The organism is Firmicutes bacterium HGW-Firmicutes-1, from assembly GCA_002841625.1.
Taxonomy (GTDB): domain Bacteria; phylum Bacillota; class Clostridia; order Lachnospirales; family Vallitaleaceae; genus HGW-1.
On the sequence record PHAG01000004.1, the window covers coordinates 149,542 to 168,313 of the forward strand.

At 35.5% G+C, this 18,772-nt stretch carries 14 protein-coding genes; all 14 read right to left on the reverse strand.

Features of this window, described 5'->3' with window-relative positions:
- Positions 1-186: 186 nt before the first annotated feature.
- The 14 genes from CVU84_06435 to CVU84_06500 all read right to left on the reverse strand — a co-directional run bounded on the left by CVU84_06435 (position 187) and on the right by CVU84_06500 (position 18,736).
- Positions 187-1,065: a hypothetical protein gene (locus tag CVU84_06435; protein PKM95311.1), complete on the reverse strand. Its 879-nt coding sequence runs from the start codon at positions 1,063-1,065 to the stop codon at positions 187-189.
- Between the two features lie 15 nt (positions 1,066-1,080).
- A complete protein-coding gene (locus tag CVU84_06440; GenBank protein ID PKM95312.1) occupies positions 1,081-5,463 on the reverse strand; it encodes a hypothetical protein in 4,383 nt (1,460 codons plus the stop codon).
- 17 nt (positions 5,464-5,480) lie between these two features.
- A complete protein-coding gene (locus CVU84_06445; GenBank protein PKM95313.1) occupies positions 5,481-10,502 on the reverse strand; it encodes a hypothetical protein in 5,022 nt (1,673 codons plus the stop codon).
- 188 nt (positions 10,503-10,690) lie between these two features.
- The gene (gene atpC, locus CVU84_06450) at positions 10,691-11,116 is read right to left on the reverse strand and encodes an ATP synthase F1 subunit epsilon (GenBank protein PKM95314.1); all 426 of its coding nucleotides are present in this window, start codon (positions 11,114-11,116) and stop codon (positions 10,691-10,693) included.
- 11 nt (positions 11,117-11,127) lie between these two features.
- Positions 11,128-12,516 (reverse strand): F0F1 ATP synthase subunit beta, encoded by a 1,389-nt coding sequence (atpD, locus tag CVU84_06455; protein ID PKM95315.1) that lies wholly within the window; start codon positions 12,514-12,516, stop codon positions 11,128-11,130.
- Positions 12,517-12,529: 13 nt separating this feature from the next.
- A complete protein-coding gene (gene atpG / locus CVU84_06460) occupies positions 12,530-13,381 on the reverse strand; it encodes an ATP synthase F1 subunit gamma (protein PKM95316.1) in 852 nt (283 codons plus the stop codon).
- 27 nt (positions 13,382-13,408) lie between these two features.
- Complete coding sequence (locus CVU84_06465; protein ID PKM95317.1) at positions 13,409-14,908, reverse strand: F0F1 ATP synthase subunit alpha; 1,500 nt, start codon at positions 14,906-14,908, stop codon at positions 13,409-13,411.
- Positions 14,909-14,997: 89 nt separating this feature from the next.
- Complete coding sequence (gene atpH, locus CVU84_06470) at positions 14,998-15,537, reverse strand: ATP synthase F1 subunit delta (protein ID PKM95318.1); 540 nt, start codon at positions 15,535-15,537, stop codon at positions 14,998-15,000.
- Complete coding sequence (atpF, locus tag CVU84_06475; protein ID PKM95319.1) at positions 15,525-16,121, reverse strand: ATP synthase F0 subunit B; 597 nt, start codon at positions 16,119-16,121, stop codon at positions 15,525-15,527. The genes atpH and atpF overlap by 13 nt, the downstream gene beginning before the upstream one ends.
- Positions 16,122-16,180: 59 nt before the next feature.
- Complete coding sequence (gene atpE, locus CVU84_06480; GenBank protein ID PKM95320.1) at positions 16,181-16,462, reverse strand: ATP synthase F0 subunit C; 282 nt, start codon at positions 16,460-16,462, stop codon at positions 16,181-16,183.
- Between the two features lie 34 nt (positions 16,463-16,496).
- Complete coding sequence (gene atpE, locus CVU84_06485) at positions 16,497-17,036, reverse strand: ATP synthase F0 subunit C (GenBank protein PKM95321.1); 540 nt, start codon at positions 17,034-17,036, stop codon at positions 16,497-16,499.
- Positions 17,037-17,076: 40 nt separating this feature from the next.
- Positions 17,077-17,829, reverse strand: coding sequence for an ATP synthase F0 subunit A (gene atpB, locus CVU84_06490; protein ID PKM95322.1), 753 nt, complete (start codon positions 17,827-17,829; stop codon positions 17,077-17,079).
- 239 nt (positions 17,830-18,068) lie between these two features.
- A complete protein-coding gene (locus tag CVU84_06495) occupies positions 18,069-18,503 on the reverse strand; it encodes a hypothetical protein (protein PKM95323.1) in 435 nt (144 codons plus the stop codon).
- Positions 18,500-18,736, reverse strand: coding sequence for a F0F1 ATPase subunit (locus CVU84_06500; protein PKM95324.1), 237 nt, complete (start codon positions 18,734-18,736; stop codon positions 18,500-18,502). Before CVU84_06500 ends, CVU84_06495 begins: the two co-directional genes overlap by 4 nt.
- Between the last annotated feature and the right edge of the window lie 36 nt (positions 18,737-18,772).

Consider the following 18,772-nt stretch of genomic DNA (forward strand, 5'->3'; position numbering starts at 1 on the left):
TCTATAAGAGAAAATATTACGAAGAACTTATTGCCGTTTTTCCAATTGCATATGCAAATCGTTCTCATTCAACAGGAAAAACGGCTTAAAACAAAAAGATTACAGAAAACTAACTGCCACAAAAAAGGAGCCCCTTTTCTATAGACAAATATCTATAGTGAAGTAGCTCCTTTCCTATGAACAATTTTATTTTGCCTCACAAATCTGCTCTAACACTCTCGACAGAAGCACAGCACAATCCTGTCTGGTCGCCTTGGTATCTGGAGTATACGGATAAAAGAATTTATCTGTTGGCTTAACAATTCCCGCTTCAACCAAAGCCTTGAACTCATCATTACTCCAATGAACTTTTAATGCATAAGTATATTTTTCTCCTTGGTTAAAGAAAACAAAAGTCCTATTGATTACGGCTAAAGCCTCTCCGATAGTAATATTTCCAGCAGGATCAAATTTTCCGCCATCCCTTCCTTCAAAGATTTCTCTTTGAGCCAACGTAAGAATATAAGGTCTGGCCCAAAAATTCTTAGCAATATCTTTAAACTCAAGTTTACTTTCTCTAAGCAACTCATACTCTGCAGTAAGCGTCATCATCTTAGCGAACTCCGCTCTATTCACGTTACTTTTAGGCTTAAAGCTTCCATCTGCATATCCCGAAATGATACCTCTATTATATAGGTTTAATATACTGAGTTTCTCAGCCTCCGAGGTTGGCATATCGGAAAAGTTTGTCATTTCTTTTCCCTTTTCTTCTAATACTACTTTGATAGGAAAGTTGAAATTTGTTGCTTGAATCTTCCTAGAATCCCAACCCTTTATTGTAGTTGAACTTGATTCATAGGTAACTTTTAATGTTCCATTTTCTAATAGTGTCCAACTAATAATTCTAATTGGATTTTTATTAATACCCTCATGCCATTTTAACTGTATCGTTGCGCTTTGATCAGACGAAATATTAACGTCACAAATTACACGTTCTGCTGCACAAATTGTTATAGACATAAGTACCAAAAGCAGTAGTGTAATCACTATATATTTAATTAAGGTACCTTTAGTGGCATTTTTCATTATTTATTCCACCCTTTAGTTAATTAGCTTAGACCAAATTGCAAAGACCTCTCCATATGTAATGGTATCTTTTGGTCTAGCTGTATCCAATGATGATACTAATCCAATTGTAGCAGCCTTTGCCATTGAAGCTTTGTAAGCACTACTAATATTGGCATTTTTACTAACTGCATTGGTTGTAGTATTGCTTGGCACAATTGATTGATCGTTTATAATTTCATAAGCTCTAGTAAACATACTTATGGCTTCTTCCCTTGTAACCTGAGCTTTTGATGAAGAGTCATTTGTTTTAATCTTAGAACTTTTTAGCGCAGTCATGATATCCTTGGAAATATAATCATCCAAATTAATTTCTTTCTTGCCTAACGTAATATTATACATTATGTTAATTAATTTTGCCTCAGTAATTTTACTATTGGCATTATAATTACTTAAGCCTTTAATTGAATATTGTGATGTTACTAGCTTTCTTGCAACTTCAGACCAATGTGCTTTATCTGTTGAAAGGGAGGCATTCACATCTTCAAGAACATAACCACCATAGACACCTACCTTTGCTGTTTTAAAGGACATGTACCCACTTTCGCTGTCAAAGGTGCTTTCGATTGAATTCCAATTATTTTGATAATCTCTAACAGTTCCCATTCTATTGACTCGAAATTGCTCATATTTATTATTCGTCATCAATTGAATTTCTAGCTCTTTATCAGTAAAATATACGGCCTTATTTTTCTTTTCGCTATTCACATAAATATCTACATCTTGAGCATCAGAAACTGGCCTAATAGGTTGATTTATCATTTGTTCTTTCGTGTAGTTCTTACCAAGAGATTTAATTTCTATCCTAACAGAGGGTACACCTCCATAAGACTTCGCGTGTTCATTCACTTCGGATGCCAATGCTCCAAAAGGCACCTCCAGCAAAACGTCCCCTGCATCAATCGTAAGTGTTACTTTATTTGTATCAAAAGCTTCAAGTATCGTATAAGGTATGCTTACACTCCTTTTTAATATTGTTTTATCCTCGAAATTGGATATATCAATGTTATATACATAAACGTTTTGAGCTATCAAATTACTAATTAATCTCTGATCTACATTATTATCTTTGCTACCATCACTTCCAACACTATTATCTCGAAACCTAAATTCTAATTCTTTCGTTTCCTTATTATAGATCATTTCATAGTCTTCACTTGGTAGAATTTCTAAATCCGGGTCTATTGTTCCATCATACTCGTCGCCCGTAGATAAAGTAATAATCTTAATTGTTGTTGTATAGTTAGAATCTTTTTCAATGAGTTGTCCTTGCTCGCTTCCCACAATCTTAATTCGAGATTTTGCTCGAACATAATAAGATCGATTTGGTATTAGCTCGTTAATCATAATCAGATTCTTTTGTAACAGTTCGACAGTAGCAGGGACAACATCCGCCGCACCATCGCTACTCACGATATAAATTGGGTCAATGAACTTTGGATTATCTGATACTTCAATAATATAGCTATAGGTCTGTTTTACTTTTTTTGATGCATTTTGTGGCACATCTCCAATATCTAATTTCCATTCTATAGATATATATTTATCTGTAACACTAGCATCATATCCATACTTTTTCATATTCTCTAAAGATGCAATACCAAAGCCCTTAGGCGCATAAGGATTATTTACATCTCTCGTTGTCCCCATAACAGCATTGCTCCAATGAGAAGTGTTGTTATTGGCTGGTTGTTTTGCACGAACCCAAAAATAGTAGTTTGTATTTGGGAATAAATCATCTACAACCACATCATAATATTTACCATTCACAGGGTATTTGGGGTCTAGTGGATTTGTTGGCAATGTCCATGTAACCGGTTTAGCTGTTGTTATATCTTCAAAGGTTGAATAGATTACCTCATAATTAAAATCCAAATTATATTTCCATCTCACTGTGATAGACGTTTCCGTATAATTATACGTATATAAATTGGGTACGGTTGGATCTGGATTCACTACAACGTCCGTCGGCTTAGTTGCAACCACGAGTGGTGTTGGATAATGGGCATAAAGGGTTGTACCATTGATCTCTCTGTAAGGGTAAATCATAACCATATAGGAGGTGTTTGGCAGAAGCCCAATTGCACGATAGTCTAGCTTATTTGTATCCTCAACTTCTCTAGTTGGCGTAATATTAACCCACGCCAAAGGTTTCGTACCGTCTTTGTCCGCTTTAACGATCTCTTCATAATAGGCATTGAAATCATAGGCAGGGTTTGTTAATTTCTTTGTTGCAATGATGCTTTTAACAGTCTCATAAGGAATTTTGTAAAATTTATACTTCACATCCGAAGTACCAAAAGAATCTTTTCCTAAATCAACATGTCGTGAAATTACATCGGTAATATCCACATCTAAATCCTCTAATGTCTCTTCAATTTCCTCTTCGCTTGTTAAACTATAAATAGGAACAAGTGTAGAGCCCGCAACCTTTGTTGCACTAAGTGTACCATCTGCAGCCACCCATACTTCATGAACCCAAGTTCCTAAATCATCAGAGGTAATTTCCCACCAGGATTCTTCCCAGGTGACAGTTACTCCAACATCTGTTGTTTCAGATTCTTTTTCTTTTAACGGAGGCTTGGTAATCGTTGGTGGTGCATAGGCATCACCCTCATAGTTAAAATAAACTGCAACTGTAGTGGGTTCAGATGTAAGTACTCCATTACCCGTCCTTTTCTTAGCTACAACCTTAATATAATAGAGCTTATTAGGAACTATTTGCGACATTTCTCCTGTTTCATCGTTATAGTATTGATTTAGTTCTTGACTATAACCCCATATTTGTAATCCATCAGCAATGATATTATCAGGTGTTGAACTTCCATATCGCTTATCATCTACGGCTTTTTTTGCATATGCAAGAGATTCAAGTGAGTCTGTTACCCATATATCATAATAAATATTCGTATCTGTAATAGTGCTCTCAAAGGTTGCTGATGTCGGATCCACATCCAAGCGACGGAAAGCACTCCATATGAAGTTAATACTATTATTTGATTTTAGAATATGGTATGTATTGTTGTTCTCCTCTATAAGTGTATCAAGGCTACCTACTGGATAAGTATACCCTGGCACAAAGTACTCATTCTTTAATTCTGTTCTAATAGCCGCTGAATCATTATCATGTTCAAGCTTTAAATCGTCCAATATTTCCTTAGAAAATAGTTTAGGAACTACCGGCTTATTTGGGGTAATTCTAAGTTCAGATGGAACATATGTCATTTTATTTGAGATTGGTTTAATATCAGGCTTTGACTGCCCGCCTACTCCTAGTGCACGATACACAAACTCAATTTGATATTCTGTTTCTTTCTTTGGTTTCAGTATTTTATAATAACCAATCGACGCAGAGCTCCCATTAAAGATTACAACATTACTGCTTTGTCCGTCTACATACTGTACAAGGGTGGATTCTACTAATTCATAATCTTGTTTGTCTTTACCCACTTGGAAATTAGTAGGAACACTCCATTCTAATCGAATATAATTGCCTTCTTCGTAAAGGTCAAGTTCAATTTGAGTTGAACAAGCGCCAATGTAAGGAAAGTTCCTATTCCTCATCACAGAATCTCCAGCAAAAAAATCTACGGTTGGTTCGACCATAACAGAATAAACCTGTCCAGGATAAACATTTTCGCTAATGGTATAGGAGAGTTTATTTCTTTTAGAAACAGGATCATAAAATTTCTGGACATTTTCACTCGTTAAACCAATCTTTTCTCCTTCTTTATTGTTAATTAATAGCTGCTTGTTTGTATAAGTTCCCACAGCATAGACAATACGATAATTAAAATCTGGTTGTCCTAAGTCATCCCAAATTACTTGAATGGAAGAATCCGTAGTAATCAGTTCAACATCTAAATCTGTAATGCCAAAAGCAAGGTCCACTGCTCCAATACTGGGAGCTAGGACACTTACCGTTTCTGTTCCCTGTACCACATCATGATAATGGTATGGTCTTACTTCTACTTGATATAACGAACCTGTATCCAAATTGATGAATTTTTCAATGTCAACCGATTTATCGATATACTCCTGATGAATCCCTTTTCTAATCTTAAAGGTACTGGTGCTATTTTTAGTTATATTTTTGACTACAATGTCATAACCATCAGGTTCATCCTTATCTTCTGCTAGGTTAATAGGCTCCTCCCAATCTGCTGGATCATCCCACGTAACAGTCATCGTAGGCTTAAGGATTGGTTTGTTTGTATTAATATCAATTCCTTCGATATAAAACACGTCCTCGATGGCCACATTCTCTACTTGTATTTGTCTATTTGCATAAGTAGGTGTTCCAGTTGTACTGATTAGTAATGATAGTACAACTACTAGAGCTAAGATTCTTTTTTTCATTATGCACATCCTCCTTATCAATTCAAGCCTTGATCTATTTTTGTTAATAATTGAATAAACTCTTTCACTGTCACTTTGCTTTCTGGTAGTAAATAACCATTATTGAGTTGATACATTCTCCAATTGGCTCCAATAAGCAATGTGTTTTTATAGGCTTCATTGACTTTGCTGATATCTTGTATCATATTGTAGTTCGTAATCTTAGCATTATTCAAGACAATTGAATGTCTCTTCGCAAATGTTATCGTGTAGTAATAGTATACTTCTTGCTTGGTCAAGTCGGAATACATATTTGTGCTACTTACTGTAATCCCTTCATCCTTCAAAAATTGCATATTATCGCTTCCCACTGGTGCTCCAAGTAATCTACCTAATGCTGGAATCATTCTATACTTTTGTAAGCTCATTGTTCCCGTACTTAGTTCACTTGTATTGAATATTTCATTTAGCTTATACTTATTGATTACATCAATTTCTTGTGGTGAATATTTCCCACCGAGAATTGTTGAGGTTATTTCTTGTGATACCAATACATAAGAGGTTAAGTCCAGTGTTTCAACCCTATAGAGATTGGTTCCATACGTTGAAGCTTGTCCAACCCAACTTGAACCGACCTTCTTGATAACCTGAAGCGTTGCATCAGCTACTGTTGGTTTTAGTGTTAATAATAAACTTTTGGCCACAGTTGTTACTGGTTTAGTGGTAGTCATGATATTATTTGTCATAATAACGTTGGAGCTAAACCTAAAATTCGAATTTACCCCATCAAGTGCATCTTGCGCAATCTTCAAAAGCTTAGTTTCATCAATGCCATTAGCAAGTTCTAGAGATAATGCTGATTTTAAAAGCCCTCTTTTCCATGCAATAATGGTATCCAGTTCTTTAATTATTTTTTCATCCATACTATTTTCTAGGATTTTACTACCAACAATATCTACTTTAATATCTAAAATTGGACTCGCCGGCGTTTTCGAGTTAATGGTAGCTTTCGTAGTACTACTATCAACAGTGATTTTAATATAATAATCTACCGAAGTTGTATTGTATTGTAAAATTTCTTTGGCCTGATCGTTAATTGCTTTTGTAATGGTGAGTCCAATAGATGACGGACGTATTAGAATACTCTGCCCACTATGATCAATTTTCAAAGACACCTTGTTGGCATTTGCTGCTTCAATAAAATCTGCTGGTAAATAAATAACATTGGTTTTAACATTCTGAACCGTTAAAGGATATACACTATTCTTATAATTTGCAAGTTCTCCTACAGCATATTCTTCTCTATATTTAATTGCATATTTCGCAGATGTTTTTTCCAACTCAAAATAGGTTGCCTTAGCTAACTCTTTCACTTTTAAATCATAATAGTCTAAATATTTCTTCATCTTAATTTCCTCATCATAAGAACCTTGGTCAAACTCAGTTCGAACAATAAGCCTTTCAGAAAAAGCGGATGTAGGATAGGCCTGAGAGTCATCTGGCAAAGTATCCTGTCCTTTTGTCTGATCAACTATTCTAACCTTAATACTGTATGCTTTTCCAGGCTTTAAGTTAGCCACCTTATAATAAAAACGTTTATAACCGGTTGCACCCTCATCGGTTTTAGCTACAAAGGTTACTGGATATTTTGTAATACTATAATCTGCATCCTCTTCACCTTTTACATGCACTTCTAATACATAGTCTGCATCCTCTTTTACAATACCCGTTTTAGGATAAAAGTTATCCGTAGGAATAGGTGCGTCAAAACGAATGATACTTTCTAGCTTATCATCATAGGTATAAAGCGGATTATAAGAAACATCCAAATTAATTGGCCCTTGAACTGGCGCTGTAGTCAATGTATCTAGTTGCCAGGGGGAAGCTGCGTTGATATCCGTTTCCATATCTAATACCGTATCAGCATCAAGGTCACTTCCCATAACATTTATGGTTCTTGCATAGTAGTAGTAAACCTTATTAGGAGTATTTGTATCATCTAAAATGCTAACTGTATTGTTTTCTATCGTAAATATTGGCTCATTCTCCGCATTCAAGGGGTCTTGTACCTCCCATTCACCTTCTACATACTTGAGCAATACATACATTAATCCGTCGTCAACATCATCAATTTCTACAATACGCCAGTACTCTAATTGATCTTCTGAAAGTTCTCCAGCAACCATTAAGTCTTCCAAAGAAAGAGAACTTGAATTCAAAAGACTTGGAAGAGCTTTATCTTCTATACTAATGACTTCAAAGCCGTATTTGTTGTATTCAAATTCCACTTCATCTGGGTGTGTCCAGCTCAGCAAAGCACTCAATTGGCTACTATCTGCAAACTCTGCAGTAAAGTCCTCAACTGACAAAGGCTTGATCTCATCCTCATTTGGTGCATCTGTAACAACCGGTGTCGTAACACTTAACAGATTTGATGGGTCTGACATTTTCACTGCAGTGGTACCACTTTTAGTAACATCCAGTTTTGTAACTATTCGAACATAATAGTTCGTATTTTTATCTAATCCTGTTATTTTTGAAACCCATTGTAAGTCTACATCATTATCAGCGGTCAAATCAAAATAGATTGTTTCTCCATTTCGTAAATCTGCTAATGTACTTGCGGTAATATCTATCCCGTTTGCTATAGGATAAGTCCCCATTTGTATGGGGTCACCAAGTACCGGATCTTCAGGGTCGTCTTTATCCTCAATATCTGGTATATCTAAATTCAATAACTTTTCTTTATTTTGAGAGATGTATACACCATAATGAAGATCATCCTCTAACACTTTGTTTAAAGGATAAAGCATGTAGTCATAATAATCTTTTACATCGATTGCTTGCCATTTTAACGTAAGTCCGATTTTATTTGTAACCGCCTCAATGAAAGGTGTATATGTTACACCATCTACAATCGGAACCTCATATCTAGTTAAGCTTAAAGATAAACTGGCTGGTATTGATGCTTCACTTACCCCAATTTTATCATCTCTCACTGTAATCGCTTTCAATTTCAAATAATATACAAAAGGAATATTACTTCCAGCTGGGTCGATTCCTACTGGAGCATTCACGTCATATGTATTTGGATCGCTTATTTGATCAATGTCTGTTGTAAACTTATCAACCCAAACTCCATTTTCAACAATAGTGATGTTTTCCATTCTAAATAGTCCATTTATACTGTCATAACCAGCTAGGAAATTAGCTCCTATAGAAGGTGTTTCGTTATCGTTAAGATCTTTGTCGTAAAGCTTAATCTCATACTTTCCACTCACTCCATTTTTGGTGACTTCAAACACCTTAATTATTTCAAAGGGTTTAGTCGCGGTTGCTGTAGGAAGTGTATTAATCATCAATTCATAGTAAATCCTGTCGTTTGGACTTCCTGTAAAAATAGTTTCAAGCTCTTCTTCACTTGGCGCTTTCCATACCAAATCAAATTGTGCCTTCGTTGGATTCGTCACAGAAACATCATCTGAAGGTACAACATACAAGTTATCTACTTCTTCAATTCTTGGTGTAGTTTGAGGTATGTTTTTGTCATCCTTTGCTTTATAATTTAAAACTTGAGATCCAATATCAGTCCCCGAAAAGTTAATATAAACCTGATAAATATCTTGAAAATTTCCAGTCTTAAAGTCTACCGGAATATAAATATTGGGTTGAATGATTTCACTAGAATTCTTATAATAATGCTTTACCCATAAGTCAAATTGATTAATAGGCAGACTATCTGTGTGGTATACCCTATACTCTAATTCAACTTGGGAACCAATATCATATGGCTTAATTTCCAAATAAGCTTCTGTCATATTCGCCCTTTTCACTTGATAATCCATATAAGTATATGCAAATTTAGATATTGGTAAGAAATCCCCAAATACATAGTCCGTAAAGCCAGCCTTAACTTGAAAGCCAACCGAGACATTGTAAATCTTACTCGCTTGAAGTGCATCCCATTGAATGAAATTTGTTCTAGTAGAATCAGCTAAGGCATCTTTGTCTTGAACAATATCGATTTGATAAGTCGTTCCTGTTAGGGTATACTCTACATCCTCGTTGCTGCCTGTAGGATCTGTTAAGTTATCTATAATGCCCGTTCCTGGCACATTTCTTAAATCAAAATTAAAGTTAATATTATCATCTGTCGACTTATTTATATCATTAATTTTAATGATTGCATTTAAATCATTAAGATTGCTTGCTGCTGTTACATATGTCCAAGTACCCTCATCCCATTCTTTCGGTTGTTCAAAGGTCATTTTTAAACCGGGCCTTCCACCAGGCTTCTCTCCCAATGGATCCGGATTGTTGATTGGAGATATTTCATCGTTACCAGTCGCAACAGAAGTATCGATATTGTTGGCTTTTAAATGTGTAGGTACCACTTGAAAGTTTTCTAGGGTATTCAAAATTTTTAAAGCATCCGGTGTGATCATGGATGGATTCTTATACGTAATAGGTACAATCGTACCTGCCTTATATCCAGTAATTAAAAAATATACCTTTTCTGATTGATAGTCCCACTTCATAATTATTTTTTTATTGTGAATTTGGAAAGCAACACCTGGATATTGATTTCCTGCAGTAGCTTCAATTGTATAAGTAAGATCGCCCGCATTAACGAGTTTCGGATTAGCCGGGAAAGAGTAATCTTTCCAAACAGGGATAGTTGGTTCATAATTCATTTCCCTAAAAGAAGTGTCTATTAGTCCTTGGGTTAGATTATTCAACCCTTGGTCTTCGACTCGATAACGCAATTCTACCTGGCTAGTCGTTTTGGTAAATTTAACCGTTGTACGCTGATTGTCTTCTAAATAATAAACCAAATTATATACACCAATGTCGTCCTCTTTCATTTCTAATTCTAATAATAGCTCGTCTTCACCAGCTTTACCCTGAACAATGTTTAAATTAGTATCCAACGTATCGCTTTCATTCCAGATAAATGCTTTTATAGCTGCATTAACAACTGAAATCGGATTGGTTTCTGTATATATAATATTAATAACCATCATAAAGACTAGAAATAAAGCTATTTTGCGTTTGTTCATTGGTAGTGCCTCCATTGTTTAAGTCTTGGGTATCTAAAAAATGGTATTCGTCTATATAAATATCGACACCTCAGCCATTTATAATAAGGGGCTTATGTTACAATTTATTTACAGATATGCACAATTATAGTTCCAATGCCGCAACTTGTTAATAAATAAAGCACTTACGCGTCCGCAAGTGCTTTGTTTTATTCATTTGATTTATTTTTATGATATTCTAATAGATCAATTCTAGCAACCGCACGCATAAGTGAGGCGTTAACTCTAGCTTGTGAAATCTGTTCTTCTTGCTCTTGACTTCGAGACTGCGCTCTTTCTTTTGCCGCATTGGCTCGGTCTAAGTCAATATCATCTGGCCATTCAGCAGCATCAGAAAGTATTGTAACGCTTTCTTCTTTTATTTCAGCAAAGCCTCCATGAAGAACTGCCGGATACTCTTTATTATCCTTATAGATAATAGCCATACCACTTACTAATGTGGTAGTCAAAGGTATATGGTCGTATAAAACAGCAATATCCCCTTCTGTAGATTTAAACATTACACGAGAAACCTCGTCATCGTAAAACGATTTATCTGGTGTTACGATGTGTAACTTAAATGTGTTTTCTGCCATATTATCACCTACTATACGCGACTTAAAACGTCTTGAATATTACCAGCCATGAGGAATAATCCTTCAGGAATATCGTCATGTTTGCCTTCTAGTATTTCTTTAAAGCCTTCAATTGTTTGACTCAGTGGAACATATTTTCCTTCTTTGCCTGTAAAGTTTTCTGCAACAAAGAACGGTTGTGACAAGAATCTTTGAATCTTTCTAGCTCTAGAAACGACTATTTTATCTTCATCAGATAATTCATCCATCCCTAATATAGCAATAATATCTTGAAGCTCATTGTATCTTTGTAGAATTTCTTGAACCCCTCTAGCAACATCATAATGTACTTGTCCTACAATTCTAGGATCAAGTATTCTTGAAGATGAATCTAATGGGTCTACTGCAGGATAAATACCAAGCTCTACGATTGAACGAGACAATACTGTTGTTGCATCTAAATGTGCAAATGTTGTAGCAGGAGCTGGATCTGTTAAGTCATCGGCAGGTACATATACCGCTTGAACAGAAGTAATAGAGCCTTTGCTTGTTGATGTAATACGCTCTTGTAAAAGACCCATTTCTGTTGCTAAGGTTGGTTGATATCCAACCGCACTAGGTACACGACCAAGAAGTGCTGAAACCTCTGAACCTGCTTGGGTAAAACGGAAGATATTGTCAATGAAAAGCAATACGTCTCGACCTACTTCATCACGGAAATATTCAGCCATTGTTAATCCAGTAAGTCCAACTCTCATTCTTGCTCCAGGTGGCTCATTCATTTGACCAAAAACCATTGTTGTTTTACTAAGAACACCAGATTCCTTCATTTCATTATAAAGGTCATTACCTTCTCTTGTTCTTTCTCCAACACCAGTAAATACAGAATAACCACCATGCTCTGTTGCGATATTTCTTATAAGCTCTTGAATAAGTACTGTTTTACCTACACCTGCACCACCAAAAAGACCAATCTTACCGCCTTTTTGATAAGGACATAGTAAATCTACTACTTTAATACCTGTTTCAAGGATCTCTGTTTCAGTAATTTGCTCCTCAAAAGTAGGTGGTTGTCTGTGAATTGACCATTTTTCTTTCGTAGCAGGTGCTGGTAAATTATCAATTACATCACCTGTTACATTAAACATTCTTCCTAGTGTTTCCTCACCTACAGGTACTTCAATTGGTTTCCCTGTATCCATTGCTGCCATACCTCTTTTTAAACCATCAGTAGCGTCCATTGCAATACATCTTACTGTATCATCACCAAGATGCTGTGCTACTTCAACTACAAGCTTTTTCCCATTTTCTCTATCAATAATAATAGAATTATATAATCCAGGAAGCTTTCCAGGTTCAAATTTAATATCTAGTACCGCACCAATGATTTGAGTGATTTTACCTATGTTATTTTCTGCCATTTATTTCACTCCTTTACTTAAGCGCTTCTGCTCCACCAACAATTTCTGAAAGTTCTTGTGTGATAGAAGCTTGACGCGCTCTATTGTATTGTAATGCCAATTTATCAATCATATCATTTGCGTTATTGGTTGCGGAATCCATGGCTGTCATTCTTGCGCCATGTTCACTTGCAACAGATTCCTTTAAAGCACCATAAATAATACTATAAATGTATTTAGGTATAATTTGATCAAGAACAGCCTCTGCCTCTGGTTCATAGTTCATAGGTTCTTCAGCTACTTCTTCTTCAAAATTTCCCGCTTCTAGTGGAAGCAATCTCATGACTTTTGCTTCTTGTGAAATCGAAGAATTAAAACCAGTAAAAGCAATGTATACTTTATCTGTTTTATTCTCCTTATATAGATTTAATACCTCTTCACCAATGTCTCGAGCATCTACATAAGTAGGTACATCAACGGCATTGTGGTGCTCGGATAAAATATCATATCCTTTTTTCTTAAGAATATCGCATCCCTTTTTACCAGCAGCAATAATGATTACATCTTGATTTTTCTTTTCTTTACCATAGATCAACTTGCAAACATTACCATTATACCCACCTGCTAATCCTCTATTGGAGGTAATCACAATATAGGTATGACGATTGCCTTCTCGCTCAAGTAATAAGGGGTGTTTTACATTACCACTGGTCTTAATAATAGAAGAAATAGTGGCATAAATCTTTCTAAAAAACGGTCTTGTTTCTTCAGCTTTCACTTTCGCTTTTTGTAACTTAGCGGTAGAAACAAGCTTCATTGCTTTAGTGATTTGTCCTGTACTTTGTACACTCGTTTTTCTTCTTTTAATATCTCGCATGGAGGCCATTTTTTTACACCTCTTTATCTACATATTTTAGTGACCTTTATACTCAGTAATTGCTTTATTTAACTTCTCTTCAAGCTCTTGAGTTAATCCCTCTTTACCAACTAAATCTGTAATAATATCTGAATACTTTGATTCAACCATTTCAATTAAACCTGTTTCAAATTCTTTTACTTTATCAACTGGTATATCCATAAGGAATTTTCTCGTTACTGCGTACAAAATAATCAATTGATGGGCTACTGGCATTGGTGTATATTGTGCTTGTTTAAGCACTTCAATAATACGTTCACCTTGTGCCAAGCTATCTCTTGTGTCTTTATCTAAGTCAGAACCAAATTGTGCAAATGCAGCTAATTCTCGGTATTGAGCTAATTCTACACGAATAGGTCCAGCAATTTTTTTCATTGCTTTAATTTGCGCAGCACCCCCAACTCTAGATACAGATAAACCAGGGTTAATCGCTGGTCTAATCCCTGCATTAAAGCTTTCAGTTTCCAAATAAATTTGACCATCTGTAATGGAAATTACATTTGTGGGAATATATGCAGAAACGTCTCCTGCTTGTGTTTCAATGATTGGTAATGCTGTGATGGATCCTCCACCTAACTCATCAGAAAGTTTAGCTGCTCTTTCTAATAATCTTGAATGTAAGTAGAATACGTCCCCAGGATATGCTTCACGTCCTGGTGGTCTACGAAGCAATAATGACATGGCTCTATACGCAACTGCATGCTTGGATAAATCATCATAGATGATTAATACATCCTTGCCTTCTTCCATCCATTCTTCTGCCATTGCACAACCTGCATATGGAGAAATGTATTGAAGAGGTGCTGGATCAGATGCTGTGGATACAACAATTGTTGTGTAATCCATTGCGCCACTGTCTTCAAGTGTTTTTACGATACCAGCAACTGTTGATGCTTTTTGTCCAATAGCGACATAAACACACAACATATTTTGACCCTTTTGATTGATAATGGTGTCAATTGCAATTGCTGTTTTACCTGTTTGTCTATCTCCGATAATAAGCTCTCTTTGCCCTCTTCCAATCGGAACCATAGAGTCAATCGCTTTTAAACCAGTTTGTACTGGAGTATCAACAGACTTTCTAGACATAACACCAGGTGCTACTCTTTCTGCATTTCTAAATTTCGTTGTTTGAATTGGACCTTTTCCATCGATTGGTTGACCTAATGCATTAACAACGCGTCCTATAAGCGCATCTCCAACAGGCACTTCAACAACACGACCTGTTGATTTTACTATATCGCCTTCATTAATATTTTTGTCTGCACCCATCAATACTGCACCGACATTGTCTTGTTCTAGGTTTAAAACCATTCCATAGACTTCGCCTGGAAATTCGAGCAACTCACCAGCCATGGCATTTTCGAGACCATGGATACGAGCTATGCCGTCGGCAACCTGTAATACAGTTCCTACGTCCGTTACTTGTAGTTCAGATTTATATCTTTTAATCTGTTCTTTTATGACAGAACTGATTTCTTCTGGTTTTAAGTTCATACGAAGGTTACACCGCCTTTCTATTAGTTTTATTACTTTTCTCGCATATATCTATTGCTAACTTTGATGTAATTTGAAAATAAATTTGTTTAAGTCTGTGCAAGTAGTTGTTTTGACATTGCACCGATCATACCTTTCACAGAATGGTTCATAATTCTATCACCCATTCTAATGATTAAACCTCCAACAAGCGATTTATCTACCTTTTGGTTTAGGACGATTGTTTTTTTCGTTAAAGCTTCAAGCCTACCAATTAATTCTGTCTCTTGAACCTTTGATAAGAGAGTATATACCGTGACATCAACAATTACTACACCTTTATGTTCATTCACTTTAGAAAGAAAATCTTCAAAAATTTGCAGTAACATATTTTGTCTTTTTTTATGAATAGTTAAATCAATAAGACCTAGTAAATTATCAGAAATTTTATCCTTAAATATATCCTCAACCACTTTTTTTCTGTCATTTAATGTGATTTTCGGATTACTAATGAGTTCTATTAATTCCTTCTCTTCTGATAATATCTTTTTCAAACAAACAACTTCTTGTTCCATTTCATCAATTTGATTGTTTTCTAAGGCAAGCTCAAATAAGGCAGTACCATATCGTTGTGCTACTAATTCAACCATGTGTTTTCACCCATTTCACTTAGTGCTTTTTCAAACAACTCATTTCTTGCTAGCTCCGTCATAGATGCTGCTACAAATTTGCTTGCCATCAAAGTTGCTACCTCTATGATTTCTTTTCTAATATCATCTCTTGCTTTTTCTTTCTCTCTTTCAATTGCTAGAGCTGCTCTTGCGTGAATTCTATCAGCCTCTTGTCTAGCTTCATGAAGTATTTTATTTTCTTGAGTAACGGCAGCTTGTCTTGCTTTGGTTATAATATCTGCTGCTTCTTTATTAATATCAGAAATTCTAAGCTCATATCCCTTTTTTAGGGCTAACGCTGTTTCCGTTTCTCTTTTAATTGTTTCATATTCATTTGCAATTGTTTCTTTTCTTTTTGCAAGAATCGTTTTAACTGGCTTAAAAAGCAGCTTTCCAAGGACTGCAAAAAGCAAAAGACTTGTAATCATATGAATCCCTGTTTGAATAAGAAGTTGTTGATCAAATCCAAGGATTCTTGACATTTCTGAAACGTCAGGAGCTGTAGTTGTTAATAAGACATTACTTGCTAAAAAGTTTTCAACACTACTTAATAAAGCATTCAAAATTACTTTCCTCCTTTCATAAAAGTGTAACAGGGTAGGCACCCTTACTTACACATTTATTAGCCAAGTAAGCTGATATATTTAATAATAAGTGGATTAGCGAATAATAAAATAATTGCTACGATTAATCCATAAATACCTGTTGTTTCTGCTACCGCTGCACCAAGTAACATAGTTCTAACGATATCAGCTTGAGCTCCAGGTTGTCTTCCAACTGCTTCTGCACCCTTACCTGCTGCATAACCTTGTCCAATTCCAGGGCCTATCCCTGCTATCATTGCAAGACCTGCTCCTATTGCTGAACATGCTAAAATTAAAGCCTTTCCATCGATTTGTTCCATGATAAATCCTCCTTAAATTTTAAATAAATTAGTATTATTTATTAAGTACATTAACAAACAATAAAATTAAAGATATGATCAACGCGTAGATTCCCGTGGTTTGGGCTACCGCTTGACCTAGTAACATTGTTCTGACAATACTACTTTGTAATTTCGGTCGTTTTCCTACAGCTTCTGCACCCTTACCGGCTGCATAGCCTTGACCAATACCAGGCCCTATACCAGCAATCATAGATAGTCCCGCGCCTAATGCACTAGCCGCTAATACAACTGCTGTTCCTGTTTGATTGACTAAAGGGTTCGCAAACAATATAACAATTGCAATAACAAGAGAAAAAATACCCGATGTTTCGGCAACGGCTGCACCAAGCAACATAACAATGGTTGCTTGCCTACCACCTTCTGGATTATTTCCAACAGCTTCAGCTGCTTTACCAGCTGCAAATCCTTGCCCAACTCCTGGCCCAATTCCTGCGATCATTGCAATTCCTGCTCCAATAGCTGAAAAGCCCAATATTAATGCTTTCCCGTCAACGCGCTCCATCCAGCCAAAAAGAAATTCTAATATAGCCATGGCTTCACCTCTCTTCTTGATAAATAAGTGCTACTATTATCTATTCCATAGCACCTGAAACGAAAGTCATACTCAGCATAATAAAAATAAATGATTGTAATACCCCTGCAAAAACATCAAAGTAACCATGAAGCGCAACCGGTATCCCTAACAATGCAAACCATGGTAAATTCCAATAAAGACCCATAATAATGGTGCCTCCCAGGATATTACCAAATAAACGGAAGCTTAATGAAACAGGATTCGCAAGTTCTCCAATAATGTTCAATGGCGTTAGCAAGAATATGGGTTCTGTCAAACCTTTCAACCAATTTTTTATACCTTTACTTTTAATACCGAAGCCTTGTGTCATAAAAAACGTCATAAGTGCTAAGGCTAAAGTCACAGCAATATCCGCTGTTGGTGGTCTCATAAAAGTAAATGGTAGCTGTTTGTCTAACGGTGTACTCGCTACAATATTTGGACCTATAAATAATCCGGAAAGATTAAAAAATAGAATGTAAATAAACATAGCACCATAGAATGATGAAAATTTCGGACCATACTTACCCATGGTTGATGAGGTAAATGAACCAAAGCCTTCAACGAAAAACTCTACAACATTCTGTACACCTGATGGGACTTTCTGTGGATTTCTAATAGCCATTCTTATCAATAAGGCACCTATAATTATGAAACTACAGATAAACCAAGAATTAACCATTGACTCTGTAATCCATATCTCAATACCAAAGATGTGAATGACCTTGGCAACATGAATATTAAAATCCATTACTTTCCACCTCCTTTGCATAAAAAATAGAATATATATAAAAAGTTACATAATCCCATTATGCCAATTCTCAAAAACATTTTTGAATAGCTTTAAAAATGCATCCCTCGAATAAAGTACCTTTTAATGAATTATGTAACTCTAAACCTTCTCCAGTTAGGTCAAAGCTTATTATATAGGAGCCTCGCTCCTTTATGTAAGAAAAACACTGTGATTAATTTAAATCCTTGTCATATATCCGCAGCTTTTCCATTTATTTATTAAAAATCACTATTTTCTTCTTCGTCGTCTTCCCATACTAGAAATTCAACGGAACCATCCTTTGGCGTTGGCTTTTCTTTGTAGCCTTGCCAATAGGCAGCTGCTTTCATTGACAATAGTCCAATAACAACCCCCACAATATGAATAGTAGGTTCTAATGCACCAATAATAATTACCAAAAGTGTAAGTACATATCTAATTGTATAATGTAGCGTAGCATAACTTTCTGCAGCCTTTCTTTTTTTAACTGTGGCTTTTTGAAAAGTTGTTTGCATTAATTGAATTTTTAATATTGTAAATATTCCACCTAACGCTAGACCTTTTCCATACGCCATCACATCATTTACTAGAAATAATCCTATCAAAAATGATATGCCAATTATGATAACTACTTTTATGGCCAGAGCAATAACAAGCGAGTGTTTTGAATTCATTTTTTAGGAGCCTTCTTTCCACTTGGATTCTTCTTTACGCTTAGTACGTATAAATTTCTAAATGCAGCCATTACACCTAAAATTGTAAAGACAATTAAAAAAATAATATTGGTTCCAAGCAGTCCATCTAAATAACTTCCCAGTAGTATACAGCCTATAATAGGAATTGCCATAAGGAATCCTACTTGGGATAATAGCGATAAATTCTTCAATGCACTATAATCTAATTTCATAATAAACACTACCTTCCACAATATAACATTATACCT

Bases quoted from the DNA above. Each gene is read 5' to 3' on its own strand.
- CVU84_06435 (PKM95311.1), bottom strand. From the start codon at position 1,065: ATGAAAAATGCCACTAAAGGTACCTTAATTAAATATATAGTGATTACA.
- CVU84_06445 (PKM95313.1), bottom strand. From the start codon at position 10,502: ATGAACAAACGCAAAATAGCTTTATTTCTAGTCTTTATGATGGTTATT.
- atpC (PKM95314.1), bottom strand. From the start codon at position 11,116: ATGGCAGAAAACACATTTAAGTTACACATCGTAACACCAGATAAATCG.
- atpE (PKM95320.1), bottom strand. From the start codon at position 16,462: ATGGAACAAATCGATGGAAAGGCTTTAATTTTAGCATGTTCAGCAATA.
- atpG (PKM95316.1), bottom strand. From the start codon at position 13,381: ATGGCCTCCATGCGAGATATTAAAAGAAGAAAAACGAGTGTACAAAGT.
- atpE (PKM95321.1), bottom strand. From the start codon at position 17,036: ATGGCTATATTAGAATTTCTTTTTGGCTGGATGGAGCGCGTTGACGGG.
- CVU84_06500 (PKM95324.1), bottom strand. From the start codon at position 18,736: ATGAAATTAGATTATAGTGCATTGAAGAATTTATCGCTATTATCCCAA.
- CVU84_06495 (PKM95323.1), bottom strand. From the start codon at position 18,503: ATGAATTCAAAACACTCGCTTGTTATTGCTCTGGCCATAAAAGTAGTT.
- CVU84_06440 (PKM95312.1), bottom strand. From the start codon at position 5,463: ATGAAAAAAAGAATCTTAGCTCTAGTAGTTGTACTATCATTACTAATC.
- atpB (PKM95322.1), bottom strand. From the start codon at position 17,829: ATGCAAAGGAGGTGGAAAGTAATGGATTTTAATATTCATGTTGCCAAG.
- CVU84_06465 (PKM95317.1), bottom strand. From the start codon at position 14,908: ATGAACTTAAAACCAGAAGAAATCAGTTCTGTCATAAAAGAACAGATT.
- atpH (PKM95318.1), bottom strand. From the start codon at position 15,537: ATGGTTGAATTAGTAGCACAACGATATGGTACTGCCTTATTTGAGCTT.
- atpD (PKM95315.1), bottom strand. From the start codon at position 12,516: ATGGCAGAAAATAACATAGGTAAAATCACTCAAATCATTGGTGCGGTA.